Annotated in this window: 26 protein-coding genes; 12 read left to right on the plus strand and 14 right to left on the minus strand. The window is 44.5% G+C overall.

Annotated elements, in window-relative coordinates; all coding sequences use genetic code 11:
* The 4 genes from OCV50_RS17710 to OCV50_RS17725 all read right to left on the minus strand — a co-directional run bounded on the left by OCV50_RS17710 (position 1) and on the right by OCV50_RS17725 (position 2,946).
* The gene (locus OCV50_RS17710; protein ID WP_390905167.1) at positions 1 to 903 is read right to left on the minus strand and encodes a heme/hemin ABC transporter substrate-binding protein; all 903 of its coding nucleotides are present in this window, start codon (positions 901 to 903) and stop codon (positions 1 to 3) included.
* A gap of 109 nt (positions 904 to 1,012) precedes the next feature.
* Positions 1,013 to 1,429 (minus strand): ExbD/TolR family protein, encoded by a 417-nt coding sequence (locus tag OCV50_RS17715; protein ID WP_239839667.1) that lies wholly within the window; start codon positions 1,427 to 1,429, stop codon positions 1,013 to 1,015.
* A gap of 2 nt (positions 1,430 to 1,431) precedes the next feature.
* A complete protein-coding gene (locus tag OCV50_RS17720) occupies positions 1,432 to 2,121 on the minus strand; it encodes a MotA/TolQ/ExbB proton channel family protein (protein WP_261905122.1) in 690 nt (229 codons plus the stop codon).
* Positions 2,122 to 2,124: 3 nt separating this feature from the next.
* Positions 2,125 to 2,946, minus strand: coding sequence for an energy transducer TonB (locus tag OCV50_RS17725; RefSeq protein WP_261905226.1), 822 nt, complete (start codon positions 2,944 to 2,946; stop codon positions 2,125 to 2,127).
* A gap of 161 nt (positions 2,947 to 3,107) precedes the next feature.
* Here OCV50_RS17725 and hutW point away from each other — a divergent pair, with 161 nt between their 5' ends.
* The 4 genes from hutW to OCV50_RS17745 all read left to right on the plus strand — a co-directional run bounded on the left by hutW (position 3,108) and on the right by OCV50_RS17745 (position 6,377).
* Positions 3,108 to 4,517, plus strand: coding sequence for a heme anaerobic degradation radical SAM methyltransferase ChuW/HutW (hutW, locus tag OCV50_RS17730; RefSeq protein ID WP_261905123.1), 1,410 nt, complete (start codon positions 3,108 to 3,110; stop codon positions 4,515 to 4,517).
* A 21-nt stretch (positions 4,518 to 4,538) separates the two neighbouring features.
* The gene (gene hutX / locus OCV50_RS17735; protein WP_261905124.1) at positions 4,539 to 5,060 is read left to right on the plus strand and encodes a heme utilization cystosolic carrier protein HutX; all 522 of its coding nucleotides are present in this window, start codon (positions 4,539 to 4,541) and stop codon (positions 5,058 to 5,060) included.
* A 115-nt stretch (positions 5,061 to 5,175) separates the two neighbouring features.
* The gene (hutZ, locus tag OCV50_RS17740) at positions 5,176 to 5,706 is read left to right on the plus strand and encodes a heme utilization protein HutZ (RefSeq protein ID WP_261905125.1); all 531 of its coding nucleotides are present in this window, start codon (positions 5,176 to 5,178) and stop codon (positions 5,704 to 5,706) included.
* A gap of 134 nt (positions 5,707 to 5,840) precedes the next feature.
* On the plus strand, positions 5,841 to 6,377 hold the full coding sequence (locus OCV50_RS17745) for an ATP:cob(I)alamin adenosyltransferase (RefSeq protein WP_261905126.1): 537 nt from the start codon (positions 5,841 to 5,843) through the stop codon (positions 6,375 to 6,377).
* A 31-nt stretch (positions 6,378 to 6,408) separates the two neighbouring features.
* Here the strand turns inward: OCV50_RS17745 and OCV50_RS17750 are convergent, their stop codons facing one another.
* Positions 6,409 to 7,335, minus strand: coding sequence for a chemotaxis protein (locus OCV50_RS17750; protein ID WP_261905127.1), 927 nt, complete (start codon positions 7,333 to 7,335; stop codon positions 6,409 to 6,411).
* Positions 7,336 to 7,516: 181 nt separating this feature from the next.
* On the opposite strand from OCV50_RS17750, the gene ppiC reads away from it, so the two are divergent.
* Positions 7,517 to 7,795 carry a peptidylprolyl isomerase PpiC gene (gene ppiC / locus OCV50_RS17755; RefSeq protein WP_032550441.1) on the plus strand — a complete coding sequence of 93 codons (279 nt, stop codon included), beginning with the start codon at positions 7,517 to 7,519 and terminating at the stop codon, positions 7,793 to 7,795.
* Positions 7,796 to 8,073: 278 nt separating this feature from the next.
* The gene (locus tag OCV50_RS17760) at positions 8,074 to 9,477 is read left to right on the plus strand and encodes an alpha-amylase family glycosyl hydrolase (RefSeq protein ID WP_261905128.1); all 1,404 of its coding nucleotides are present in this window, start codon (positions 8,074 to 8,076) and stop codon (positions 9,475 to 9,477) included.
* A 122-nt stretch (positions 9,478 to 9,599) separates the two neighbouring features.
* Here OCV50_RS17760 and OCV50_RS17765 read toward each other — a convergent pair whose 3' ends face one another.
* The 4 genes from OCV50_RS17765 to OCV50_RS17780 form a co-directional block, all read right to left on the minus strand.
* Complete coding sequence (locus OCV50_RS17765) at positions 9,600 to 11,471, minus strand: methyl-accepting chemotaxis protein (protein ID WP_261905129.1); 1,872 nt, start codon at positions 11,469 to 11,471, stop codon at positions 9,600 to 9,602.
* Between the two features lie 421 nt (positions 11,472 to 11,892).
* Entirely contained in the window at positions 11,893 to 13,263 is a 1,371-nt protein-coding gene (locus OCV50_RS17770) for a YjiH family protein (protein WP_239839676.1), read from the minus strand.
* A gap of 227 nt (positions 13,264 to 13,490) precedes the next feature.
* Positions 13,491 to 14,165, minus strand: a complete 675-nt coding sequence (locus OCV50_RS17775) for a YoaK family protein (protein WP_239839677.1) — start codon at positions 14,163 to 14,165, stop codon at positions 13,491 to 13,493.
* 105 nt (positions 14,166 to 14,270) lie between these two features.
* Positions 14,271 to 14,690: a GFA family protein gene (locus tag OCV50_RS17780; protein ID WP_261905130.1), complete on the minus strand. Its 420-nt coding sequence runs from the start codon at positions 14,688 to 14,690 to the stop codon at positions 14,271 to 14,273.
* 94 nt (positions 14,691 to 14,784) lie between these two features.
* Between OCV50_RS17780 and OCV50_RS17785 the strand changes: the two genes are divergently transcribed.
* The 3 genes from OCV50_RS17785 to OCV50_RS17795 all read left to right on the plus strand — a co-directional run bounded on the left by OCV50_RS17785 (position 14,785) and on the right by OCV50_RS17795 (position 17,348).
* Positions 14,785 to 15,429 carry a hypothetical protein gene (locus tag OCV50_RS17785; protein WP_261905131.1) on the plus strand — a complete coding sequence of 215 codons (645 nt, stop codon included), beginning with the start codon at positions 14,785 to 14,787 and terminating at the stop codon, positions 15,427 to 15,429.
* Positions 15,430 to 15,555: 126 nt separating this feature from the next.
* Positions 15,556 to 15,855 (plus strand): isoamylase early set domain-containing protein, encoded by a 300-nt coding sequence (locus OCV50_RS17790; protein ID WP_261905132.1) that lies wholly within the window; start codon positions 15,556 to 15,558, stop codon positions 15,853 to 15,855.
* Positions 15,856 to 16,073: 218 nt separating this feature from the next.
* The gene (locus OCV50_RS17795) at positions 16,074 to 17,348 is read left to right on the plus strand and encodes a peptidoglycan DD-metalloendopeptidase family protein (protein ID WP_239839679.1); all 1,275 of its coding nucleotides are present in this window, start codon (positions 16,074 to 16,076) and stop codon (positions 17,346 to 17,348) included.
* Between the two features lie 90 nt (positions 17,349 to 17,438).
* On the opposite strand, the gene OCV50_RS17800 is transcribed toward OCV50_RS17795, so the two are convergent.
* Together OCV50_RS17800 and OCV50_RS17805 are read right to left on the minus strand one after the other, a co-directional pair.
* Complete coding sequence (locus tag OCV50_RS17800; RefSeq protein WP_261905133.1) at positions 17,439 to 19,322, minus strand: putative bifunctional diguanylate cyclase/phosphodiesterase; 1,884 nt, start codon at positions 19,320 to 19,322, stop codon at positions 17,439 to 17,441.
* A gap of 124 nt (positions 19,323 to 19,446) precedes the next feature.
* Complete coding sequence (locus OCV50_RS17805; RefSeq protein WP_261905134.1) at positions 19,447 to 20,340, minus strand: LysR family transcriptional regulator; 894 nt, start codon at positions 20,338 to 20,340, stop codon at positions 19,447 to 19,449.
* 107 nt (positions 20,341 to 20,447) lie between these two features.
* On the opposite strand from OCV50_RS17805, the gene OCV50_RS17810 reads away from it, so the two are divergent.
* The 3 genes from OCV50_RS17810 (at position 20,448) to OCV50_RS17820 (ending at position 22,422) form a co-directional block, all read left to right on the plus strand.
* Positions 20,448 to 21,656 (plus strand): multidrug effflux MFS transporter, encoded by a 1,209-nt coding sequence (locus tag OCV50_RS17810; protein WP_261905227.1) that lies wholly within the window; start codon positions 20,448 to 20,450, stop codon positions 21,654 to 21,656.
* A gap of 62 nt (positions 21,657 to 21,718) precedes the next feature.
* Entirely contained in the window at positions 21,719 to 22,069 is a 351-nt protein-coding gene (locus OCV50_RS17815; protein ID WP_261905135.1) for a hypothetical protein, read from the plus strand.
* A 218-nt stretch (positions 22,070 to 22,287) separates the two neighbouring features.
* Complete coding sequence (locus OCV50_RS17820; RefSeq protein WP_255232076.1) at positions 22,288 to 22,422, plus strand: hypothetical protein; 135 nt, start codon at positions 22,288 to 22,290, stop codon at positions 22,420 to 22,422.
* 151 nt (positions 22,423 to 22,573) lie between these two features.
* Here OCV50_RS17820 and OCV50_RS17825 read toward each other — a convergent pair whose 3' ends face one another.
* The 3 genes from OCV50_RS17825 to OCV50_RS17835 all read right to left on the minus strand — a co-directional run bounded on the left by OCV50_RS17825 (position 22,574) and on the right by OCV50_RS17835 (position 25,349).
* Complete coding sequence (locus OCV50_RS17825; protein WP_261905136.1) at positions 22,574 to 23,191, minus strand: glutaredoxin; 618 nt, start codon at positions 23,189 to 23,191, stop codon at positions 22,574 to 22,576.
* A 142-nt stretch (positions 23,192 to 23,333) separates the two neighbouring features.
* Positions 23,334 to 24,209: a DMT family transporter gene (locus tag OCV50_RS17830; RefSeq protein WP_261905137.1), complete on the minus strand. Its 876-nt coding sequence runs from the start codon at positions 24,207 to 24,209 to the stop codon at positions 23,334 to 23,336.
* Between the two features lie 153 nt (positions 24,210 to 24,362).
* Positions 24,363 to 25,349 (minus strand): porin, encoded by a 987-nt coding sequence (locus OCV50_RS17835; RefSeq protein WP_261905138.1) that lies wholly within the window; start codon positions 25,347 to 25,349, stop codon positions 24,363 to 24,365.
* Positions 25,350 to 25,481: the final 132 nt, after the last annotated feature.

Consider the following 25,481-nt stretch of genomic DNA (forward strand, 5'->3'; position numbering starts at 1 on the left):
TTAATTCGGGTAAAAACGTGCGTTTAAGCGTTTTGCTTCGGCAAGGCTCGCAAGACCAAGGCCGCCTACCAATGCGCTGCCGTTGACGGTAATGATTTGTTTGTTCATGCCTGCTGGGGTTGCGGCGAGCATTGGTAGCGATTTGAGAATGGCATCTGCCCCCCCCATCTTTTGGTAGCTACGACCACTGACAAGAATGATATCTGGCTGCATCTCCACCATAGACTCCATAGATAGTGGTTTGTATGAAGTTAAGCTATCCGCGGCTGGGTTAATACCGCCAGCCAGTTCGATAATGGCGTTAGGTGAGGTCTCACTGCCTGCGACATTTGCTGGACGACCTTCGTGAAGTAATAAAAACAGAACTTTCTTAGCTTCGTTTTGAGGAACTTGGTTGGCTTCAAGCGCAGCGATCTGCTTGTTCACGCTCTCTTTGACCGCTTTAGAGTTCTCTTCCGTGTGAGTGATCTTTGCGATTTGGTCGATACGCTTGATTAAGCCAGCGACGCTTGCTTCTGTATTAACAATTTCCACATCAACACCGGCCGACTTTAGTTGTGAAATTGCGGTATCTGGACCCATTTCATCAGAGCCAATCAGAGTCGTTGGTTGCAGGGCAATTAGGCCCTCTGCTGATAGATTACGGTGATAGCCAATTTTCGGCAGTTTATCTGATTGAGGGAAACGACTAGTAACATCAATCGCGACCAGTTGATCTTCAGCGCCAAGCGCTAATACAAGCTCAGTGACTGCACTGCCAGCACTGATAATACGTTGTTGCGCTTCGTCGGCTGCAATCGCAGAGTGAGTCGCGAAAGAGAGACCTAACATCGCTGCGATCGAAAGTAGCCCCTTCTTGAGCGGCTTTTTAACTGAATGATTGAGCTCTTTAAATGTATTCATAATTCTATTCTTATTGTTTGTTTTTGTCGGTCCGCTTATTGGACGACATGATTTGAAAGTGTTGTTAAAGGCGTAGTTTGGTAGCTACGCCTTTGAATTTTCTGCCTATCTATTCGCCTTCGGTCAGTAGCTGCGTAGCTGGGATACCGTTGTCTTGCAAGAAGGAGAGTAGCTTGACGAGATTCTGCACATCTGCGGTTTTATCCGCACCTATGATGATTGGCTTCTTGCTGTCACCAGAACCGACTTCTTCAAGTAGCGCTAACTTAAAGTTCTCCCAATCAATGTACTCTTTGCCATTGATTGCCCAGTAAGGTTCGCGGTTAAGCAGGTTTACGCTGATCGAGTCTTTATGCACCTCAGACACATTGCTGCTGTCATTACTTGGTAACTCAACGTCTAACGACTCCAACTTCACGGAAGCGGTAAGAAGCAAGAACACCATCACGATAAAGATAATGTCCAAAAGTGGTGTCAGATCAGGCGCTAAGCTTGATGCATTGTGATTCTGAGAGACTTTGATCATGACTAGCGCGCACCTTCCGTTGCAGCAGTCTGCTGAGATGACGTAATGTGAGTGGTGGTTGGTTGCATCGACATGCCTTCTAACCACACGTTGACGTAGTTCAGTGTGTGCTCCAATTTCGCCAATACTCTGTCGGCCCATAAACCAAGCAGTTGTGCACCGGAAATGGCAGGAAGAGCGATGATCAAACCAGCTGCGGTGGTGCGCATCGCAAGGCCAAGTCCATCCGCGAGGTCATTCGGGGTGATACTGCCCGTTGTCGCAGCAACGCCTTTAAACATCTCGATGAGACCGAGAACAGTACCCAGTAGGCCGATCAGTGGGCTGATCACGCCAATCAAACCAAGCAGTCTTAAACCTGCATGTAGCTGGTGGCGTTTTTCTTGAAGCCAAATACCTGCGGCATCCTCGCGCAGTCCCTTTGAAAAAGAGTGGTGAGCCAGTACCATCGAAACGCCTTTGTAGAGCAGAGGTCGCTTGTTGGACAGGTCAGCGGCTAGCGTTTCAATTTGGCGGGTATCTGTTGGTGAGATCTGGTGAAGCTCTTTACGAATAGCGCGGCGTCCAACACCGATACTCAGCATCACTTGGAAAATACGCTCAACGATGATCATGGCAGTAAGTGCTGAGCAGATAAGCAAAGGCCACGTCATTAGGCCGAGTTGCTCTTGTAAATAACTGATTTGTTGCATGTGTTAGTCCAACTTAAAACGAACAGGTACTTGTACACGGTGAGCGATTGCTCGACCATTTACGGTGTGTGGTGAGAATTTCCATTTTTTGATCGCATCAAGTGCAGCCTTATCAAGAAGTAGGGCACCTGAAGAATTCACTAATGCTTGCTTAACTTGCTTGCCGTCTTCATCAAGCCAGATTTCATAAGTAGCAACCCCTTCTACGCCTCTGCGTCTTGCTTGCCTAGGGTATTTAGGCGGTGTCGGACGCGCACTGAAGGTTGGTTTGGTCACTAGTACAGGTTCTATATTTGTAAGGCCTTGGTTGACCGCTTGAGGCTGAGCTTCATTGTGCTCTCTACGCTCTACTTTTTTCTCGGCGATCTTCTTATCGGGCTGTGGTTTAACAGGCTCAGGTTTCTTTTCCACCACTTTCTTTTTGACTGGTTTTTTCTGTACGGGCTTTTTCTTTGCCTGTTTTTTTACTGGCGGTTTAGGCTCAGTTTTTTTGACGAGCTCTTTTTTGGGCTCAGGTTTTGGTTTGTTAGTGATCGCTTCTTTTTTCGGCTTAACCTTTTTCGGTTCTGCTACTGGAGGTGGTGTCGGTTCTACAGGCGCTTCTGTAATTTCAGGTTCAGGAGTGACTTCAGATTCAACGGGTTCGGTAACCGTTTCTTCACGTTGAACGGATGGTGGACGTTGAGGCTTGAAATTGAGCGCAACGGTTTTCGATTCTGCGCCCGCTGGCATAGCAAATACCTTTGATTCTTGCGCGACAAACAATAACGCAGCATGAATCACCAATGAGGCTCCCCCCGCTATGACATACCTTGGAACGTTCACAATTAACCCTTCACCTAAACGAAAATCTGGCACCGATTATTGCTTAGAATCTAAATAAGATCAATTATCAATTGCATTATCATTTCAGGCTATTTATGATTCTCTCAGTTTTTAGCGAATAGTCTTCCAAGCTTTGCTCGGTAAGCGTTTAGGTAATTTATATGACTCTCAATATTTATAAATTTGACGAATCTGTTTTGGGTGTTTCAACACCGGATCCGTTGCGTTTTGCGTTTGCGAAAAAGCACTCTGCACATGCTGGCGGAAGTTCGACGCCGATTGCTCAAGATAAGAAGTTGAATTTATTCGATGAATTGATGCTGACGGAAGGAAAAAAGCAGGATAAACGTTGTCTGTATATTCACATTCCTTTTTGCAGAGTGCGTTGTACTTTTTGTAATTTCTTCCAAAACGCAGCCAGTCGCAAGCTTGTTGATGATTATTTCGAAGCACTGCTTTGTGAATTAAAACAAAAAGCAAAAACGCCTTGGGCACAGTCTGGGCTTTTTCATGCGGTTTACATTGGTGGTGGTACACCGACCGATTTGTCAGCACTGCAAGTAGAACAACTCGGTAAGGCAATTCGTGAACACTTCCCATTAGCAAACGATGTTGAAATGACCCTAGAGGGGCGAATTAACCGTTTTAGTAATGAGATGTTTGATCGTGCACTAGAAGGTGGCTTCAACCGATTCTCTTTTGGTATTCAAAGCTTCAATACCAAGGTACGTCGCAGCGCAAAAAGGTTAGACGACCGCGAAGTGGTTCTAGAGAGAATCAGCTCGTTGAGTAAAACTGAGCAAGCACCAATCGTACTTGACCTGCTTTACGGATTGCCACACCAAACCATGGATGTCTTCGAGCAAGACTTACACGATTACATGTCGACGGGCGCTCACGGTATCGACTTATACCAACTGATTGTAGGTGGTGATGCGCCAATGCTGAACTTGGTTGATAAAGGCAAAATTCCACCTCCTGCGACAACCCCTGATAAAGCAAGTATGTATTTGGCTGGCGTGGAGTTCATGGAAAAGCACAAGGTGAAGAAACTGAGTGTCAACCATTGGGCCCGCGATAATCGTGAACGCAGCATCTACAACAGTTTAGCTAAGACATATGCCGAAGTACTGCCTATCGGTTGTGGTGCCGGTGGTAACGTAGGTGGTCACGGCATCATGCAGCACCGAACGCTAGAGACTTACATGGATTCGGTTAAACGTGGCGAGCTTCCAATCGCCATGATGACAAAGCAAAGCGAACTTGAACCTATCTTCTCTTCACTTAAAGCGGGTTTTGATTCTGGAGTGGTACGCAGAAGCTTATTGCCTACTTTCATGGGACAAGACACGTTTGACTATTTAAAACCTCTATTTTCGCATTGGCAAAGTAACGAACTGGTCGAATTATCTGAAGACTACTTAACTTTAACCAATGCGGGCAGCTTCTGGGCTGTGACATTAGCGCAAAGCGTTATTCAAATTTTGAATGCGGAGTACTTTGAAGCGAATCCACAAGCAAGACCTTCTCGTCCTGCTCATCACCCACATGCTGTAAAGAAACACGCATAATTAATAATGGAAATGAATTCAATGATAGATACAACGGTAGATATGATCGAAACACTAGAGCAAAGCGTGGCTCGTATTCTTGAAGAAGAGCCTAAGCTACTACCTACAGCGATTGCAGAAAAGTTAAATGTGACCGAAGCGGAAGTTGTGGCTGCATTCCCAGGCGACATGTCTGTAATGCTAGATGGTTCTCGCGCTCAAGAGATCCTTGAGGGCTTGGTTGGCTGGGGCCCAGTAACGACGATCGTTCATTCGTTTGGTTCAATCTTTGAAGTTAAGGCGCCTTTCCCTAAAGGTAAAGTGGCTCGTGGTTACTACAACCTGATGGGCAAAGAGGGTGAGCTACACGGTCACCTTAAATTAGACAACGTGAAACATGTGGCGTTGGTGAGTAAACCATTCATGGGGCGTGAGAGTCACTACTTTGGTTTCTTCAGTGAAACTGGCGAAAACATCTTTAAGATCTACCTAGGTCGTGACGAAAAACGTGAGATTATTGCTGATCAAGTAGAACGCTTCAACGTGTTAAAAACGCAAGGCTAACCCCAAGTTTCGCGACTTGAGATGAGTAACTATTAGAGCGAACCAAGGGGAAACAACAGTGTTTCTCCTTGGCCAAAAATATAATAATTTAGAGAAAGTAAATAAAGGAATCACCATGGAACAGCAAGTAAAACAAGAACGTCTTCAAGGTCGTTTAGGTCCTGAAATCAAAGAGTTCCGTCAAGAGCGTCGTACGCTGCAACTGGCTACTGTTGATGAAGAAGGTCGTCCAAACGTGAGCTACGCGCCGTTTGTTCAAAACCAAGAGGGCTATTTTGTTTTAATTTCTGATATCGCACGTCACGCTCGCAACCTGAAAGCGAACCCGAACGTCTCATTGATGATGATTGAAGACGAAGAGAGTTCAAAACAGCTTTATGCTCGTAAGCGTTTGACGTTTGATGCAACGGCATCCGTTGTTGAGCGTGAGAGTGAGCTTTGGACGCAAGTTATCGGGCAAATGAAGGAGCGCTTTGGCGAGATCATTGATGGTTTAAGCCAGCTTCAAGACTTTTCACTGTTTAACCTCAAAGCAGAAAGCGGCTTGTTCGTTAAAGGCTTTGGCCAAGCATACCAAGTATCAGGCGATGATCTGGTGGACTTCGTTCACCTACAAGAAGGTCACAAAAAAGTATCGAACGAATAACCTAGTCCAGTTGATTGATGAATGGCTCTCGCGTCTTGTGAGGGCCTTTTTTATGCGCCCAAGGTTGTGTTTATGTTTGCTTTTACCAAGGTAATATCTAATAGTGTGCACGAGATACCTATTAGGAGCATTAAGTGAAACCAGTAAGCCGAGATTGGGATGAATTCTGTTATCCGTTTATTTACGAAGAAAGTCCTGCGTGTGATTTTGAGATCCTCTCCGACGAGCTGTGCTGTCGTATTGGCTTAATTCTCACCATGGATCTCGAGCCGCAAGTTCGAGACGTTGTAACTCGCTTGCAGCCAAATGTTTATCATTTGAATGGTTCGGTTCGAGGGAAGCTGGCGATCACTGAACGAGAGCTGAGTGAGCTCAAGGCTGACTATCATGCGATACGCGAACGCTTAGAGGGCGGATTCTCTGGATTTGTATTGCCAGGAGGGTGCCGAGTTGCGAGCGAACTGCATTTGGCGCGTTGCCAAGCAAAGAAAGTGGTGAGAGCGCTGGTGGCAGTCGAACACAGCGGTAAAAAGTCACCGGCGGATATCTTATTCAAATATGCCAACTTAGTTGCCAACACTCTGTATGCGTTGGCGTCACTAACAAACTTTATCGAAGGTGTTGAAGAGGTGGAGTTTGTGAGCAAAAGCTACCCGATGCCAAAGAAGTAAAGCTCAAGAGTGCGGCGAGGTTTTCTCACCGTTAAATCGTAACTTGTTGCTTTTTAGGCGTGCTTTCTAGTGATTTTGCGCCTTTTAGCATCGCTTCTATCAATTCACCTGCATTGAACTTTTCTAGCGCCTCATGCGCACCGACTTGGCGTGCTCTATCAACACAGATCTCACTCGACAGCGAAGTATGCAAAATACAGTAAGCGTGGCGTAGTGAATCATCATTTTGTACTTCAAACGCCAGTTCATAGCCATCAAGTCCCGGCATCTCGATATCACTCACAAGAAGGTCTATCGCTTGCCCGCGTTGTGCTTGATCACGCATCATTTTCAACGCGTCCATACCGTTATTACAGATGCTATAAGGAATATTGATACTATCAAGCGCGTCCGAGAGCTGCTTTCTGGCGATGAGTGAGTCATCGACCAAAAGAATGTTGAGGGCCTTCAGTCGTTCACGTTCGATGTCAGTCAACATTGGGATCTGAGCATTCTCATATTCAGGGTAGATTTTTGACAGTAGCAGTTCAACATCCAGCATTTGTACGATGCGATCTTCATAGCGCGTAATACCAGTGACAAAAACGTTTCGGCCGACGCTCGGTGGCGGTGATTCAATACTTCGCCAATCACATTCGATGATCTTGTCGATAGAGCGGACTAAGAATGCAACGACGGTTCTTAAGCAGTCAGTGACGATCAAAACACAGCTTTGATACTCTTGTGGTGAAATCGGTCGAAAGCCGACCGCTGCCGACATATCAATCACAGGAACGGTAAGGTCACGTATGGTGACAGTGCCGATAACATGGTGGTGAGAGTAGGGCAGTTGAGTCATTGGCTGAAAGGGAACGATCTCTCTTACTTTCAACGTGCCGATAGCAAAACTCTGAGTCAAAGATAGCTTAAACATAAGCATCCCCTGAGACTGGCTCGCCTTACTGATCGTTTTCGCCATTGTTGTCTCCTGATTTCGACGTTGTTTTTGTATTTATAAAAATCAATGTAAAGGGAATCACGCACTGCGGCAAGGGACTTAATCAATTTTACTGCTGTTTTGGGCTTCGCCGAGCTTAATGGAGTGAAGATTGGTCAGTCTTGAGTTAAAATCACCGCATCGCAACACAATGAGAAATATCATGGCAAGAACCGCAGCAGCGCTTCATATTTTAGTGAAGCATAAAGAACAGGCAGAAGACATTATTAAGCAGCTGAAGAAAGGCGCTAAATTTCAGACTCTTGCTAAGAAGTATTCAACCTGCCCATCAGGCAAAAAAGGCGGCGACTTAGGCGAGTTCAAAAAGGGCCAAATGGTGCCTCAGTTCGACAAAGTGTGCTTTACCGGAGAAACATTAGTACCACACTTGGTGAAAACCAAATTTGGTTGGCATGTAGTGAAAGTACTTTACCGCACCTAGTGATTAAGCGTGTAGTGGAATATAAAGGAGCGTAAATACGCTCCTTTTTTGATACTTAAAGCCAGTTTTCCTTAAATATGGTGGAGTTCTTCATCCCAGATGTTATGCGATATTTTTGGCTACGCCCTGATTTATCCCCCTAAGCCTTAGCTAGGTAGGAGGATGGAATTCTTAGGCATGGCAATATAATTAACGCCATTCTTAGAGAGAATGTATCTGCAACCTTCGTCTTTTACTCTGTAGTTTAAGGTTGCGACTGAGTTTGGTAGGAGAACCACATGGAGAGTTCAGCAATGTTAAACCAACCAGCTACGGATGTTATTTTACATGCCTTCGATTGGCGTTATGCCGACATCGCGGATAACGCTGCACTGATTCAAGAGCTAGGCTATAAATCAGTATTGGTTTCACCAGCAATGAAGTCGCTACGTAGCGATAAGAACAAACCACAACAGAAACCAACCCAATGGTGGCAGCGCTACCAACCCCAAGATTATCGTGTCATCGACAACCAGTTGGGTGACACAAAAGACTTTGCTGCAATGGTTGATATCCTTAGGCAGCATGGCTTAAGAACTTATGTCGATGTGGTATTTAACCATATGGCGAATGAATCGAGCATTCGCAGCGACCTGACGTACCCAAATCAAAACGATCTTAACGATTACCAACAAGCGCCAGAATATTACGAGTCGATTCGATTGTTCGGCGATTTGTCGAAGCCACTATTTGATGAGAACGATTTTGTTGAAGCGTTTGGCATTAAGAATTGGCGTGATAAATGGGAAGTGCAGAACGGTCGTATTACTGGTGGCCCAACTGATCCGGGCTTACCAACCTTGTTAGACAACGAAAACGTTGTTGAGCAGCAGCGCAGTTACTTGAAAGCATTGAAAGCCATGGGTGTCAAAGGCTTCCGTATTGATGCGGCTAAGCATATGACTCTAGCGCACCTGCGTAAGGTATGGACAGACGATATTTGCGAGCAAATGCATATCTTTGGGGAGATCATCACTGATGGCGGTGCAACTGAAGAAGAGTACGAGCTGTTTCTAGAGCCATATCTTAAGCATACTCGCTTAGGTGCTTACGATTTCCCGCTATTTAATACTATCTTCAAGGCTTTTGATAAGAAGGGAAGCTTTAAGTCGTTGATCAACCCATACTGTTTTGGTCAGGCTCTTTCAAATACGCGAGCGATCACTTTTGCCGTGACACACGATATCCCGAACAACGATGTATTCCTAGAATACGTGATGGATGAAGATGCTGAGAAACTGGCTACCGCATTCATTCTAGGACGCGATGGTGGTGTGCCTTTGATATATAGCGAGCTTGATACTAGTGGAATCAAAGACCGTGATGGTAAGCCACGTTGGTTCAAGGATTGGAAAGCGCCATACATGCGTGGAATGATTCAGTTCCACAACTCTACTCATGGTGAAACAATGCGTGTTGTTGAAGCGAATGATGATCTATTAGTGTTCGTTCGTGGCGACAAAGGCATTGTGGTGATTAACAAGTCTAAGCGCAGTAAAACAGCCAATCTGACTTGGTGTGGCTCTGTGACTGATACCCTCTCAGGTAAAGTGTTTGAGAGCGATGAGAAGACACTAACACTCAAAGTGGAAGCCAACAGCTGCTTGATGTTACTGGCCAACTCTGAAAGTGAATCGGCTTAGTTGAGTTCTAATTAAGCAACTCAGGCACGGCAATTCGTATTAAAAAGGCCAGTTTGATATTCAAACTGGCCTTTGCTTTTTCAGTCATTAATAGCGATCAAGCTATTGAACGCTAACGCGAGTTACACGACGAACTTGTTCAGCAACTCATCTTGTTGGCGAACGTTATCTGTTTGTACTTGCATTGCTTCGTTTGCTTGCTGTGCTGATTCAGATACCTGAGTTGATAGGTCTTTGATCTTCACAGTGTTGTTGTTGATCTCTTCTGCTACCAGACTTTGCTCTTCGGCCGCTGATGCAATTTGAATGTTCATATCAGAGATACGTTGAATTGCATCACGGATACGGTCAAGTGCCGAGTTCGCTTCTTGAGCACGCTCTACTGCATCTGTTGCAGTGTCTTTACTCTGATTCATCGCGTTCGATACTGAGCTTGCGCCAGCTTGAAGCTGTTCAATCATGTTGCGAATCTCAGTAGTCGACTCTTGTGTGCGCTGCGCCAGAGTTCGAACTTCGTCTGCAACAACCGCAAAACCACGACCAGATTCACCTGCACGGGCTGCTTCGATAGCTGCGTTCAATGCTAGGAGGTTAGTTTGGTCAGCAATGTCGTTGATTACTTTCAAGATCGTTTCGATGTTTGCAGTCGCAGACTCAAGCACTTCAACTTCAGCTACCGCTTGGTCAATACGAGAAGATAGGTTGTCAATGGCTTGCGTAGTATCGCTTACCACTGAAGTACCATCTAGTGTCGCTTCATCGGCTTCACGAGCTGCTGCTGCCGCGCCTTGAGCGTTGTTTGCCACTTCGGTCGCCGTTACGGCCATCTCGTTCATTGCGGTTGCGAGCTGTTCAAGTTCTTGAAGCTGTGTGCTCATCGCGTGTGCAGACTCTTCTGCACCTTGAACCGTGATTTCAGTACCGCGCTTGATTTCAACACCAATCGCTTTCGATTGAATAATCTGTTTCTGAAGATTCTCAGTGAAGGTATTGAAGCCTTTCGCAAGTTCAGAGAACTCTTGGTCTGTGTTGGTATCTAGGCGCTTAGTTAGGTCACCTTGACCGCTTGCCACATCATTGATCGCTTGGTTTAGTGCGTCTAGTGGACGCATTAGTACACGAATCAGTACGGTTAGTGCGATAACGCTCAGAACAACAGCAATCAAAGAGTAGATGATCGAGCTGCTTTTTAGTTCAGAAACCGTTTGGAAAGCAATTTCTTCGTCGAGAATCGCACCCACATACCAGTTTTCACTTGGAATAGGCGTAAAGCTTACTAGGAATGACTTACCGTCAATTTCGATAGTCTGCGAACCTTCGCGAATAGAAGCTTGTGGTAGGTAGCTTGAAAGCTTCTCACCATTGTTCTTCGCTTCTGGGTGCGCGATGGTCGTGCCGTCAGCAGTGACTAGGAATAGGTAACCAGCGTCAAACAAGTTCACCTTATTCACGAGTGTCGCTAAGTTGGTCAGTTCTAAGTCGTAGAACATACCTGCTGTGAATTGGCCATTATCTTTAACGGGTGTACCCACAGAGATAATGACTTTTTTGCTTGATGCATCTACATATGGGGCTGTTACAACAAGAGAGTTTTTAGATTTAGCATCAATGTACCAAGGACGAACACGAGGGTCGTAGTCTGGACCTGCGTCCCAACCGTCATCATTCTCGATAACAAAACCATTCGCTTCATAACCAAAGCCTACAGCGAGAAAGCTGCTCTTTAGTTTTGGTTTTTCTAAGATAGTTTTTACGTAGTCACGATCTTGCGGTGCAATTTCGATAACTTCAGTTGTCGATTGGGCAAGTGCTTTTTTGGCCGTCATTTCAGATACAACGGTATTTTTCACACCTGCAACCATCTCCTTGAGGCTGGCGTTGACATGACTCTCAACCGCTCCTCGAACAGTGTATAGCTGCTGAATAGACAGTAGTGATACTGTGACTAGCAGTAAGGCCGATGATGCTGCGACCACCTTATGGCTAAATTTCATTGAGTATTCCCCTTCTCACAGGCTTTGCGAAGACCAAATTAACTATTGTTTTTATTGTTCTATATATATCGGCAAATAAATTCCTTACTTGAAGATATTTTCACAAAAAAGATTACAAAACCACAACAAAATAAACAACATAAAATTCCGTATGTTGTTTATTTATATATTTCTCATTAAAGTTCATAGACTTGTGTTGAAAGTATGTTAATCGTTTGCGCACCTATGATGCATAAGGCTTGGGCTCTTGTTGAGTTTAAGTTGAAGAGTGGGTTACTCAGATATTTTTAATACTTATCAATATAATTTAATTTATAAATGATGTGAGTGCTTAAATAATATACAAGGGGTTTTATATAGGTGGAGAAATAAAAAAGCCTCACATTAAGTGAGGCTTTGAATATCTTTGCATCAAGCGTAATTAAAATATCAAATGCGCTACGCCTGCGATAACTGGAAGGGTAATCAATGTACGAAGAATGAAGATGATAAACAGTTCAAAAATGTTAACTGGGATCTTACTTCCAAGTAGCAATGCCCCGACCTCTGACATGTAGATAAGCTGTGTTACCGACATCGCTGCAATCACGAAACGTGTCATTTCGTTATCAATAGAGGCAGCAAGAATGGCAGGGATAAACATATCCGCAAAACCGACAACAATAGTTTCAGATGCTGCAACCGCTTCTGGTACACCTAGTAGCTCTAGGAACGGAATGAAGGGTTGACCCAAAATAGCAAAGATAGACGTGTACTCAGCGATGATCAGAGCAATAGTACCTAGACCCATTACAACTGGAAGTACGCCAAACACCATATCTACTGCGTTGCGAACACCTTCACCAAAGACACCCTTAGCTGACTTTACTTGAGATGCTTTGCTAACGGCTAGCTCAAGACCCCAAGAAAACGTGCTGTGACCCGCTGGGATAGCGTCAGCATCTTCTTGTGGTTTAGAACCATCAATAAATGTGTCTTTTTTCATGCTTAGTGGTGGTAAGCGAGGAATCACAACCGCAGCAACGAAACCAGCTAGACAGATCGCAGCATAGAAAGGTAGGAACAGGTGCTCTAGTTCTACCTGTGCGATAACCACAAGGCTAAATGTAATAGAAACTGCTGAGAATGTAGTACCAACTACCGCAGCTTCACGCTGAGTGTAGAATTTGTTTTCGTACTGCTTGCTGGTTAATAAGATACCAACACTGCCGTCACCCAACCAAGATGCCATACAATCGATCGCACTACGGCCTGGTAGGTTGAAGATCGGGCGCATCACTTTACTTAATAGTGTGCCAAATAGCTCTAGTAGACCGAAGTTAAGAAGCAGTGGAAGCAGAAGACCCGCAAAGATGAAAACAGAGAATAGCGTTGGCAGTAGGCCTTCAAGTACTAGTCCACCTGTATTCTCTTCCCATACTGCCATTGGACCTACTTGGAAGAAGGTCATCACTGCAGCTGCACCACCGATAACACGTACCGCTAACCACAAAGGAGAAGGATTGAATAGGCCGTTTAAGAATGGGCTAGATTGAATAAACGCAGGCTTGAAAAGTTTAGTGCAAATGGACGCGAGCGCCATAAACGCAACAATCGCAGTGATTGCAGGTACCAACACATCACCAAATACGGCTTGGATGGACTTTGCAAGGATTGCAACTGGAATGGTTAGGTCACCTTCATAGCTGATAGGCGCCATGAATAAGAATAAACCGATGAGCGATGGGATTAAGAAAATCCAGAAACTGCTTTTTGATTTTTCAGTATTTGCAGTGTTCATGTTGTTAGACATTGTATAGTTCTCGTATATCTACTCGTAAAAAGCCACATCCTTGGCATTTTTATGCACTAAACATCCGTATTCTTTCATTGGCGGCAAGACTACATAGTATTATGTGAACTTGCAATACTATTCATCGTAGATCGGTAAATATTCACCACCTGCATGCTGCCATTGCCAGAAAGTTTAGTATAAAGTTTCGCAGATGTTACTTTTGTTTTCGTTATGTTGCTAGTTTTTTATAAAATATCTAGCTTATTCGTTTGGCGGTAGAGGTATAGCCAGTAGACAAACGCGATCACAAAGGCAAAAGAAGCTGGGAAGGCTAATGCAGTAATCTCGAATTTTTGGAATAGGCAAGCGCCCACTAAACCGCCTGATAAGAAGCCGATGACGATAAAAAGTAGCAGCTTGGCCTTACGGCGATCGAAGGGCGTACCTTTTAAGCGTGCACCAATCATAATACCAAGGTCAGTAATAATACCGCTCATGTGCGTAGTGCGAATGATGGCACCACTATAAGTCGTGATCATTGCATTTTGTAGTCCACACGCCGCTGACGCGAAGTATTGACCATAAGCATAGCCGTTAAGTAGTGCCCACAACGCTGTAAATAGCAGTGCCCCTTCAATACAGAGTGCGACACCATAACGTCGCCCTAGCTTGAGCGCTTGATTTTCTATAAAGAATCCACTGAATGCTGCACCTAGCATAAAGCTGACAATGATCAGAATTAGATGCCAAGAGATTAACGATGGGGTGAGTAGGCTACTACCCAGCAGTGAGATGGTGCCAGAGAGGTGTGAAATCGCTTGATGTTGGAACCCAAGCAGGCCAATTGCGTTAACACTGCCCGCTAGCCCGGCAAGTAAAAGTGCACCATATTCAATCCAACGAGGGAGTTTAGAGATCATGTGCGTGGCCTGATGAAGAAAAGAAGGGGCGGATTATAACGCTAGCAAAATCTAACGCTAGCGTTGTCCACAGAGAGAGTTTGATCTTAGGCAATCAATCGCGATTTAGTTAAAGCGTTCCATTTCACAATCAAACTTCACCCAGCCATGTTTGCGCTCTTCATAAACGGAAAAGCTTGGAATAGGGAAATCCCGCTCTTTGAATAGACCAAGGGGCACAATGAGAGCATCCGGAGCACCTGTAGTTTGCAATAACATAGTAGTGCCGCATTTTGGACAGAATTGATAGTGAACTTCGTTGCCGCTATCGCTAATGCGCGAAAAGCTGGTGACTTCTCCACTTAGGGTGACTTGTTCGCTGGCAAATCGAGCCTGCACGCCAAACACACTGCCAGTTCTCTTTTGGCATTCGTAGCAGTGGCATACCGCCGTTCTGAGTGGTTCACCACGGCAAACTAAGCTGATAGCACCACAACGACATTCACAACTTCTTACAGCTTTCTCATTCGCACTGTTTGTATTCATGCACAACTCGCTTTCTGGTTAAGCTCATATTGCTAATTATACTAAAGCCATTTAAGGTCTGCACAAGTCGATGAAAATCAAAGAATAGAAGTTCATGAAAAAGAAAATTTTACCGATTCCGCTGATCCTGCTAATCCCGATAGTGATGCTGGTGGTTGTGATTGTAGCGGGGCTATATCGCTTTAGTTTGACCGATGAGGAGATACTCGCCAAGTTCCCTTCGTCTCAGGTGAGCTACGATCCTGTGGTTGAACTGGTGTTTGACCTAAAGGCCACAAACCCTTGGACGATTAAAGTGCCAGAGACCCAAGCATTCGCTTTTATTGACGAGTATATGGATTCCAAGCACATCGCTTCTGGTCGATATGATTCAGGTGCAGAGCGCGGAACCGTACAAGTCGCGACTGATAAGATCGTCGCTTTTGCCGTTGAACAACACCAGATGTTTGTTGCACCAATGTGGGTTTCTAACCAAGGCTCTGGCGTGTTTCATTACTTGGCCCTGTTTAAGTTTGATAAAGCGCGTAGCCGAGTCGTATTAGTCGATGAGCTGTTATTGGGTGATCGTATTCAATTAGAAACGTTGGATGTTACTGATGCTGGTGGTGAAGCGCGAAATAGCTATCAGGGTTTGGTGAGCTTTAATCAACATAGTACCCAGCAATCTTACTCAGAGGCTCCTGACGAGAAAGTGATGTTGAGCTTTAGAGTAAATAAGCAATCAATTGAAGTGCATTAAAGGTTTTAATAGTGCATTGTTTTGTTGTTTATGTGAGCCAAATTACATATTATCTTAGATAGTTGACTGAAATTTAGACACAAAATTGGTTTTGTGTTGGACAATTTTTACAAATGGAGCTTGCGAATGATTAACAAACGCTTTTTTAAAACCAAAGATGAAGTAGAAGTGACCTTTGAGCTAGAGGCTCAAGAAGCGAATTCAGTGTCTATTGTCGCTGATTTCTTGGACTGGAAGGCTGCGCCGATGAAGAAACTGGCAAAAGGAAAGGTCTACAAGTTCAAAACACGTCTACCAAAGGATGGGGAGTTTCAATTCCGCTACCTAGTGGATGATCAACAATGGGTTAATGATGCCAATGCTGATCGCTATATCCCGAATGAGTTTGGCGAAGACAACTGCTTAGTGTCGACGGCAAACGCATAGCCGCGATTGACTCTTTAAACTGGATGATAAAGCAGAGGCAGTAATGTCTCTGCTTTTTTATTTCCACAGTGAATAGATACTGGAGAGTTCGGCGACAATAACTCAATGACTTAGCATGATCGAGTAAGATTGCGGTCATATTATGACAATGTATTGATGATTTATGCGTTTGAAAAGCATATCCTATGGTCTTTATATCGTAGAAAGACCTGTTTACCGTGTATTCAAAACTATTTTCATCTCCGTTTGCTGCGCTTTCGCCCGTAAAAAAGATAACCATTTTGGGATTGCCCGTATTCGCCTTAATTGGCGTGGCGATCAATTCATCTCAGTCGAGTTTAACGGGAACCATTGAACTCAACTTACCAGACTCAACCGTGATTGAGTCAATCCTCTCTCCATCACACAACGTGATTGAGCCACCGACATTCGAGTATCAGATTCAAACTGGCGATAGCTTGAGTGGTATCTTCACTCAATTAGGTTTCTCTTATCAGTCGATGATGAGTGTTATGGAGACGGACTTAAACTACTTAGCACTTGATACGCTTCAGCCAGGTAACCAATTGCGTTTTTGGCGTAATGAAGAGACAAACAACCTTGAGAAGATGGAGTTAAGCTTCAACGTCGCTGATAAGGTTGTATATCGTCGACTTGAAGATGGCAGTTATGAGTTTGAAGATATCTCTATTCCTGGCGAGTGGAAACAAAAGCCAATGGTTGGTGCTATTCACGGAAGCTTCTCGACATCGGCAAACAAACTTGGTTTGAGTAGCGTTGAGATCGACCAAGTGGTTTCGTTATTGAAAGACAAGCTTAACTTCAGTCGTGACTTACGCGCGGGTGATACCTTTGAGGTATTACAACGTGCTCAGTATGTGGACGGTGTCGCAACAGGTAAGCGTGAAATAGAAGCGGTGAAGATCGTTAATCGAGGTCGTTTAGTCTCCGCTTATCTTCATAGTGACGGTCAATATTATGATGCCAAAGGCGACAGCCTACAGAGAGCTTTCCAGCGCTACCCAGTAAGCCGAAACTGGCGTTTAAGCTCGAGTTTTAACCCGAAACGCTTGCACCCAGTAACAGGTCGTGTCTCACCTCATAACGGCACCGACTTTGCGACTCCAATTGGTACGCCAGTGCAATCGACGGGTGATGGTACTGTTATCATGACGCGCAAGCATCCATACGCGGGTAACTATGTTGTGATTCAACACAGCAGCACTTACAAAACGCGCTACTTGCATTTGAGTAAGATTTTGGTACGCAAAGGCCAGCAAGTTTCGCGTGGTCAGCGTATTGGACTCTCGGGTAAAACAGGTCGTGTTACTGGTCCTCACCTTCACTATGAATTGATTGAACGTGGCCGCCCGGTAGACGCTATGAAAGCAAATATCCCGATGGCAAACTCGGTGCCTAAGAAAGAGAAAGCCGAGTTCTTTGCTTTGCGTGATAAAGCCGATGCATTGTTAGCGGATCAGGCTAGCCTTTAGGTCAGTTTGAAACTCAAAAATAAGCCGTGAATAATGAGTTATTCGCGGCTTATTTTATGGCCCAGGGAATGGCTTCTAGTGTCTTGTTTGTCACCTTTCGTTTTCTAGCTGCGATTCAATTTCATCTCTATCAACAGTGAGTTCGATTTTTGATCTACCCTGTATCTTGGCGATCATGTCACGTGCGGGCAGAGGGCAAGAGAAGAGAAAGCCTTGTATCTTATCGCACCCCATCGTATGCAACTTTTCGAGCTGTCCTTTATGTTCGACCCCTTCAGCCACCAAGGACACACCTAGTCGATTCGCCAGTTGAACGATGAGCCAAACGACACTCTCTGCCGTGTCACTGGTCAGTAGTCCCTTAATAAAGGTTGCATCGATCTTGATGCAATCAATAGGGTAGCTGTGGATGTAATTCAAACTAGAGTACCCAGTACCAAAATCATCGAGTGCGATGGTAAAGCCTTGTAGCCGCATAGTACTGAGTACGTTCTTGGTCTCTTCAGTTGGGGATAGTAATACGGTCTCTGTCAGTTCAATAACAAAGTCACGTTTATCGAAACGAAAATGTTTGATCATCTTGGTTAAGTAGTTGAGATAGCGTTGGCTGTCATGCAGTTCGTGGGCTGAGCAGTTGATGCCGAGCCTTACCGGATAACCAAGACCATTTTCTAAAAGCGCTTTTGCTCTACAGGCGAGCTCTATGACTCTTTCCCCTAGCTCAACGATCAGCCCCGACTCTTCAGCCACTTCGATAAACTCAACAGGGGATATATTGCCATGTTTGTTCGTGCGCCAACGAGCGAGCACTTCAAAGTAATCCCACCGTTGGGATTGCTCACTTACTATCGGTTGAACTACAACAGTTAAGCCTTGTTCTGAACGTGGGTCGATGGGCTGAGAAAGCTCGGTTTTTAATGCGGCGATCAGTTCTGCCTTACGATGATAAGCCGCACTGAGGTGTGTGTCGTAGCACTTAACACGAGTATTCGCAGCCTGCTTACACGCTTTCAAAGCAAGGCTGGTATTAAAAATAAGTTGCTCGATATCTTTCATCCCATCTTGGGAGCGGGCGAGCCCAATACTGATGTTGAAGTCGAGTTGCAGTGTCGTACCGATACGGCTGTGTTTGAGTTCCCTCAATATGGCGTCGCAAACACTGAAAGGGTCCGAGTGATAGGTAATGAAGGCAAATTCATTGCCAGCTGTTCGGAATGTTAGGTTCTTCTCAGGCACTACTGCTTTGAGAATGTCTGCCAATTTCTGCAGTACCTTGTCACCAATGTAGTTGCCATGCATGTCGTTGATGGCTTTGAAGCTGTCGATATCAAGAATTGCCAAGGTAAAAGGAGGGTGACTCTGCTGAGTAATCGACTCTAATGTGTCCGCCAAACATGAGCGATTGAGTAGGCCAGTAAGACTGTCGTGAGAGACTTCATAACTGAGCTGGTGGACGAGCTGCTCTGATCGATCGTTGAACCACATCTCTCTAAGAGTATGAGTCATGATATTGGCAAAGATCTGATGATGTTGAATCACCTGTTGTTGAAGGTTGTTATCTAAAGGCTCCTTAAAAGATGAAAGTAATACTCCCATCACTTCACCGCTTGGTGTTTTGGTTGGTATTGCCAATAAATGATTAGTTTTAACTACTTGGGTAAAAGCTTCCGACGGCAATAGGTTAACGATATGTCTTGCAGCATTGCTATCCGGGTGATGATGACGAACAGCTTCTTGATAGAGCTGGCGATGCAAAGGGTTAATTCTGTCGTGATTTATACGATGATCGTGGGCAATGATCATGGGTGATATCTGATCGGGAAAGTACTTACGTTCAACCAAACTAGTGTAGTCAGTATCGTAAGCACTATGTAGACTCAAAACGGCAGATTCGAGAAGGTCTAAGCCATCTAACTCTAGAAGTTGACCGACAGTTTTGAGCTCAATTTCAGTGCGTTTATGGGCGTATATCATATGCACCCCCTAGCCATTTGCTTATTAAATTTAGTATATGCACATTGGTTAGTATGGCGCTTATTGATTAGATTTCAAATATCGTTGAGAACTTTTCTCACTCATCGTTCAACGTGACCAAGGGTTAATAGAGCGGGCTTCCCTCTTGTCTTAATCGCTCTTTTAAGTGGTCTAAAAAGAGTGTGGTTAACGTATGGGAGTAGTCGAGGCTAGGGTAGTAAGCATAAACCATGAGTTCATCCGCGGTTACGTCTGGCAGAATACGAACCAAGTTACCCTGTTTAAGTTCCTCTTTGATGATGGTGCCGTTGGTTAATAGAATACCAATACCTCTTTTCGCTGCGTGAAAGAGAGCTTCTGGGTTAGTCGTCGCAAAGTTTCCTCTAAGCGTTATCCGCTTACCTGTGGCGAGCCTTACCTCTCGATCAGGGCGTTCTCCCCACACCAAGGAATTATGTTTCCCTAACTCTGAAACGTCTTGTGGGGTGCCGTGCTTTTCTAGATAGTTTGGGGCTGCATAAAAGCCCGCCTTATGTTCAAAGAGAGGTGACTTTTTGAAAGCAAGTGAGTTGAGTTGCTCCAACTCGCGGCTAATCACGAGATCTAGGCTAAGCTCAGGGACTTGGCCAGGTGTTGTGGTGATCAGTTGAACCTTAATATCTGGGTATTTTTCCAAGAAATCATCAAGATACTGCACTAGAAATTTGGACCCAACTGCAATGGTGGCGCCGATTTTCAGCAGACCTGCAGGGGTTTGGTTAACAGAACGTGTCTCGTCTACGATAGATTGCCAGTTTTCCAACTGTGCCTTTGAGCGCGTGTAAAACAGTGCGCCCGCTTCTGTCTGGCTAATAGAGCGAGTTGTGCGCTTTAGTAGCTGTGTGCCAATGCGAGTTTCTAGCCAATTAACGCGCTTACTTATGGCTGAGCTGGTGGTATTTAGCGCCCTTGCTGCACCATTGAAACTGCCTTCTTCGACTACTTTTATGTAGCTCTTAACGTTAAGAATCCAATCCATATTCATTCCTAGTAGGACTTAATCTAATTCCAAAGTGGCTAATTATCATCGCGTAGCTTTGAATGTAGACTCATTATATGAATAAAATTGAATCAAAAGGAACGATATTGAACGCATCTGACTTTAAAAAGACGCCACTGCTCCTTGCAATGATGATCATTGCGACCGGGCAAGTGGGTGTGAGTATTTACTTGCCATCACTGCCACTGATTTCATCGGATCTGAATATTTCTCAGGTCGATGTTCAACTTCTTGTTACGCTTTTCTTAGTGGGTTTTGGTGCATCTCAGCTGTTTTATGGTCCTATGTCAGATGCAGTCGGTCGCCGGCCGATATTTTTACTTGGTCAAGGCGTTTATCTGATTGGTACGGTGATCTGTTTTACCTTTTCCGACAGTGTTGGCGCATTGGAGTTTGGCCGTCTATTACAGGGCTTGGGTGCTGGTAGTGCTTCGGTCCTGGGGCGTAGCGTGCTAAGAGACAGCTACGATGGAGGCCAACTGACCAAAGCACTCTCTTATATCTCGCTAACGGCTTCTATTATCCCAATCATTGCCCCTGTATTTGGCGGGTGGATAGCATTTCACTTGGGTTGGGAATCGGTATTTCTGTTTGTTTTGATTTATTTATCAGCCATCTATACCTTGGGTTACTTTGTACTGCCAGAAACCTTGCCTTATGGCAAAAGCCGATTTGAATGGAAAAGGGTGATTAGAAACTATGGAAGCTTGTTGTTGAATCGCCAAGTCGTCGGCAGCGCGAGCTATAACTGGGTGAGTTATCTTGCAAGCCTAGTGACCTTGTCTCTGTTCCCATTTTTGATGCAAGAGCAACTCGGATTGAGTGCGGCCGACTATGGTTCACTTATGATAGTCCCTTCCGCAGGCCTGATGATGGGTAGCGTATTACTGAATATCTTCAATAAACGCTTTTCAACGACGCAATTGATGGCAACTGCAATAACGATCATTTTTGCAGCAGGTACGTGGTTGCTGGTGAGTGAACTAACGATCTTTAATCTTATATGGGCCTTTACTTGGTTAGCCATTGCACAAGGTATCTCTTTTCCCTTATCGATCAGCATGCTTCTTGAGCCTCATAAAAAACAAGCGGGTGCCGTTTCTGCACTTTCTGGTTCCATCCAGATGTGCTTGGCTGGGTTATTAGGCGGCTACTTAGTTGAAACCTGGGTAACGACTCACGTTCAGCTTGGCTGGTTTTATATGGTATCAGGCAGTGTGATGGGCTTGGTGTTGTTTGCTTCGAACAAGCGCCGTATTGAGAAGAGCAGCGGTTCAAAGCAGTATGCATCGTAATGATTGAGTTTAGCGACGCTGTTTCTTACAATGTGCGAGTTCATTTAATAGGTAAATAAATCATGCAGCATAAAGAATTCGAAACATTGGTAAAGGCTATCTGTGATCTTGAGACACTTCCTCAAGCTCTGGAACTGCTAAAAAGCAGCGAAGAGGCTGAAGTCGCGGAAGCCGCAGCATCATTGAGTGGTCAATTTGCGCTGGCTGAAGTAGAAAATGAGAAGCGTATTTACCATGTGACTCAGCAAGAAAATGAGCAGGGTGAAGAGCAAGAGTTTGTTGAGCATGTAATGAATGAAGGTGACGATTTGATTAAATTCGCTGCGTGGTTCTTTGATTCTATGTTTGGTGTTAAGCAGAAAGAAACTTACCAAACAGCGGGCAAAACATACCGTCAACCTAAACGTAGCTAATCGACTCGATATTAACTGGACTATTTATAAGGTTAGATGACAGCTTAATTGGTTCCTGTATGAGCTCTACTTCGGTAGAGCTTTTTTGTACCCGTTGTCGACTTTAGGTTATGTTATGTAAATTAGTTACCAAAAAGTGTGATTAAAGTCTTGTTTTTGGGTTGTTTAGGTGTAAAATTACCACGTAAAGAAAATTTATTACATGTATGGTGATTATTATGAGTTACGAATTAGGCAATGTTTACGTGGGTCATATTGTAGCGAAAAACATGATGCACGAAGCGCTACATGGCAAACCAAAACAGAAGAAAATTTCATTCGTTAAACGAATGATGAAGAAAATGGCAAACTAGTCATTGTTCTAAAGGATTTTAAAAGGGCTTAAGCGAAATGCTTAAGCCCTTTTTCGTACTCAACATAACATCAGTTTTAATGAAATCACTGTTGATACGTCTCTTTGTGGATGGACACAAAATTCTGAGCGATGATTTTCGATACTAAACCTTAGCCATTGGATTGGTTAGAAAGGTCTACTACGTTGTTTGGAATGGTATCTAGCCCTTTCTCTTTCATCCAAGCTTCTAGATTATCAGCACCACCAATGTATTGACCGTCTAGCCAAATTTGCGGAACGGTGACTGGTGTTTTTTGTCCGATATGTGCCTTAACTTCTGGGATCATTCGGTACAGTGCTGCGCTGTCTTTTACTACATCGTGATACTGGTATTCGATGCCGGCTTCATCAAGCATTTTCTTAGCTTTTACACAGAAAGGGCAGGTTGCTTTACCATAAACGATGTTGCCTTTAAGGGTATCACGCTCAGTCCACTCTTTGATAACAGACTGCACCAATACACCGCGGTTTAGTGCTTCACCTTGGCTAACAACTTTTCCTTCTACGACTAAGATCGGAGCATGCCAAGCGCCATACTTCAACGGCTCCCACCAATGAGACAGCCAATCTTTTACCTCTAACTCTACGTCGACATCAGATAATTCATTATCAAACGTATCCTGTAGAATATCTTTGGTCAGGGTACACTCACCACAAGGGATATTGACTTTAAATGGTCCCCAGCTTCCGCCCCAGCGATATAAGGTAATTTTAATTGGTTTGCTCATAGTGACATCCTCGTTTAAATCTCTTGTAAATATAGAACGATAAGCTCTAATTTTTCTTTCAAAGAAATTTAAATTTATCTTCACTTCCTAATTGATTCGCAGTTTTCTGAGTAACAAAGAAGTAAAACAGTGTAAGACGAAATTAACGCTCTTTCTTGGTTTCCCTATGGGTAATGAAAGCAACAGAAGCAATGATGATCGCCGCGCCAAGCCAGAGACGCCCTGGTGGTACCCAGCTAAATACAATCCAACCAGCGAGTACATTAAGAGGCAGTTTCGCGTGATCAAAAGGTTGAACGAATGACGCGTCTGCAACCGAATACGCTTTTACAATCGCCCATTGTGCGAGCGCGGTGAGCACGCCAATAACAACAAGGATCGCCCAGATGTTAAAGCCACTCGGCATTTGCCATTCAGTGGCTGCCAACAAGATGTTAAATGGTGTAATGAGTAACAACAGGTACACCACCATAGTAGAAGGGCTATCGTCAGATGAGAGCTTTTTCACCATCAGTGAGTAACATGCCCAGAAAAATGCGGCGCCTACCGGCAATAGCGTTGCCCAGCTAAAGTCATCCGCCCATGGTTCGAGGATGATCATCGCGCCAGCAAAGCCAGCAAGCGTCGCGCCCCAGCGTGCTTTACCAACATTCTCTTTTAAGAATAAACCTGAACCCACAGTCGCAAATAGTGGCGAGGTCATAAGAAGTGCAATGCCTTGCCAAATCGGCACTGGGTATGCGAGCGCCCATATCCACAACTGGATACCAATAACCGATAAGAACACACGAGCGATGTGCATTTTTAGATTGTTGGTCTGTAGAGCTCTGCGGATCCCGAGTGTTTGCAAGTAAGGAAGAATTGCAAAGAAAGCGATGGCGTATTGAATAACAGCAACTGTCGTGGAGGCGAGCCCAAAATGGATACTGGCGATTTGGGTTAAGCTGTTAATGATTGCGAATGCAAGGCCAGCGGTAAGCATCCAGCTTGCGCCTTGAATCGGGTGATGTTGAGACATAATGTTTCTAGTTCATTGATGTGGTTTACGTATGATACGTATTTAGAACAATGAAACCAGAAAAAGAGTTGATGAAGTTGGTCGAAATAATTGAAGGAAACAAAAAAGCTGAGTAATTACTCAGCTTTTTGAGATTCTGTGTAGGATACTAGATTAGAAATCGTAGCGTACACCTAGGCGAAGCGTATCTTCACCTTCAGTTACAACGCCTGCAGTCTTAACTTCGTCTAGACCATTTAGGTAGTACGATAGGTAAGTACGGAAGTTGCTGTTGAACTTGTAGTAACCTGCCAGTTCAATACCGTCTACCGCATCAACTTTGGTGCCGTTTGCTAGTTCATTCTCTTGGTATGTGTATACCGCTGCTGCAGAGATTTGTTTAGTGAACTTGTATTGCGCCGCAAATTCCATCGCTGTGAACGACTCTTCGTCAGTCAGCGTTGCTTTGTCGTTTAGGTCACCCATTGAGTAAGTTGCTGCAAGATATAGGCTGTCTAAAGAGTAAGCAACACCCGCTAGAATTTGGTTTGCGCTACCTGCGCCAGCACCCAAATCTTCAGCTGCGTAAGTTAGACCAAGATCTAGACCGATAGGCAGTGAGTAAACACCAGAGATACCGTAGCCATCAGAATCTTTTGCGCTGTTTGTTTTGTAAGTTGCTTCTAGTTGAAGCGCATCAAAGCCACCGCGGTATGCAAATACGCCGTCTTCTTTATCAGAAGCTGAATCGATAACTTGCTGAACACCAGAGAACTCAGTGATATCGGTGAAATCTGAAACGATAACCGATGCCATGTCTTGACGACCGAAAGAGATAGCTTGGCCATCAAAGTCAACGCCAGCGTACATGTAACGGTTTTTAAATGTATCGTCGCCAGAGCCTTGCTCTGCTTCATAGAAGCCAAACGCAGTTGCTGTATCAGTTAATTGCGTTTCACCTTTTAGGTTTAGACGAAAGCGAGTTTTGTCTTCCATTGAGCCTTCAACTTCTGCACCACCTGAACCGATGAAGTCACCACGGAATTCCGCGCGACCACCGATTTTAAGTTCGGTGCCGTCAGAGCTGTAAACTGTTGCTGCTAGAGATGAACCTGAAACTAGTGCTGCTACCACTGCAGAAGCTAGAACTGCCTTTTTCATAATCACTTACCTTGTATTGTAAATTCCGTGAGCGTAGTGCTCGTTCTTTTCGAGATGGGGTTAATTTAGAGCAGCCAAATTAAGCTTTCATTTCTGAGAAATTACATTTTCGTGAATAGGGAACTTTTTATT

Source organism: Vibrio fortis (genome assembly GCF_024347475.1).
Taxonomy (GTDB): Bacteria; Pseudomonadota; Gammaproteobacteria; order Enterobacterales; family Vibrionaceae; genus Vibrio; species Vibrio fortis.

Bases quoted from the DNA above. Each gene is read 5' to 3' on its own strand.
- OCV50_RS17835 (WP_261905138.1), bottom strand. From the start codon at position 25,349: ATGAAAAAGGCAGTTCTAGCTTCTGCAGTGGTAGCAGCACTAGTTTCA.
- OCV50_RS17765 (WP_261905129.1), bottom strand. From the start codon at position 11,471: ATGAAATTTAGCCATAAGGTGGTCGCAGCATCATCGGCCTTACTGCTA.
- OCV50_RS17815 (WP_261905135.1), top strand. From the start codon at position 21,719: ATGCAGCATAAAGAATTCGAAACATTGGTAAAGGCTATCTGTGATCTT.
- OCV50_RS17750 (WP_261905127.1), bottom strand. From the start codon at position 7,335: ATGGCGAAAACGATCAGTAAGGCGAGCCAGTCTCAGGGGATGCTTATG.
- OCV50_RS17715 (WP_239839667.1), bottom strand. From the start codon at position 1,429: ATGATCAAAGTCTCTCAGAATCACAATGCATCAAGCTTAGCGCCTGAT.
- OCV50_RS17710 (WP_390905167.1), bottom strand. From the start codon at position 903: ATGAATACATTTAAAGAGCTCAATCATTCAGTTAAAAAGCCGCTCAAG.
- ppiC (WP_032550441.1), top strand. From the start codon at position 7,517: ATGGCAAGAACCGCAGCAGCGCTTCATATTTTAGTGAAGCATAAAGAA.
- OCV50_RS17720 (WP_261905122.1), bottom strand. From the start codon at position 2,121: ATGCAACAAATCAGTTATTTACAAGAGCAACTCGGCCTAATGACGTGG.
- hutW (WP_261905123.1), top strand. From the start codon at position 3,108: ATGACTCTCAATATTTATAAATTTGACGAATCTGTTTTGGGTGTTTCA.
- OCV50_RS17830 (WP_261905137.1), bottom strand. From the start codon at position 24,209: ATGTCTCAACATCACCCGATTCAAGGCGCAAGCTGGATGCTTACCGCT.
- hutZ (WP_261905125.1), top strand. From the start codon at position 5,176: ATGGAACAGCAAGTAAAACAAGAACGTCTTCAAGGTCGTTTAGGTCCT.
- hutX (WP_261905124.1), top strand. From the start codon at position 4,539: ATGATAGATACAACGGTAGATATGATCGAAACACTAGAGCAAAGCGTG.
- OCV50_RS17790 (WP_261905132.1), top strand. From the start codon at position 15,556: ATGATTAACAAACGCTTTTTTAAAACCAAAGATGAAGTAGAAGTGACC.
- OCV50_RS17805 (WP_261905134.1), bottom strand. From the start codon at position 20,340: ATGGATTGGATTCTTAACGTTAAGAGCTACATAAAAGTAGTCGAAGAA.
- OCV50_RS17820 (WP_255232076.1), top strand. From the start codon at position 22,288: ATGAGTTACGAATTAGGCAATGTTTACGTGGGTCATATTGTAGCGAAA.
- OCV50_RS17800 (WP_261905133.1), bottom strand. From the start codon at position 19,322: ATGATATACGCCCATAAACGCACTGAAATTGAGCTCAAAACTGTCGGT.
- OCV50_RS17760 (WP_261905128.1), top strand. From the start codon at position 8,074: ATGGAGAGTTCAGCAATGTTAAACCAACCAGCTACGGATGTTATTTTA.
- OCV50_RS17780 (WP_261905130.1), bottom strand. From the start codon at position 14,690: ATGAATACAAACAGTGCGAATGAGAAAGCTGTAAGAAGTTGTGAATGT.
- OCV50_RS17775 (WP_239839677.1), bottom strand. From the start codon at position 14,165: ATGATCTCTAAACTCCCTCGTTGGATTGAATATGGTGCACTTTTACTT.
- OCV50_RS17785 (WP_261905131.1), top strand. From the start codon at position 14,785: ATGAAAAAGAAAATTTTACCGATTCCGCTGATCCTGCTAATCCCGATA.
- OCV50_RS17770 (WP_239839676.1), bottom strand. From the start codon at position 13,263: ATGTCTAACAACATGAACACTGCAAATACTGAAAAATCAAAAAGCAGT.
- OCV50_RS17825 (WP_261905136.1), bottom strand. From the start codon at position 23,191: ATGAGCAAACCAATTAAAATTACCTTATATCGCTGGGGCGGAAGCTGG.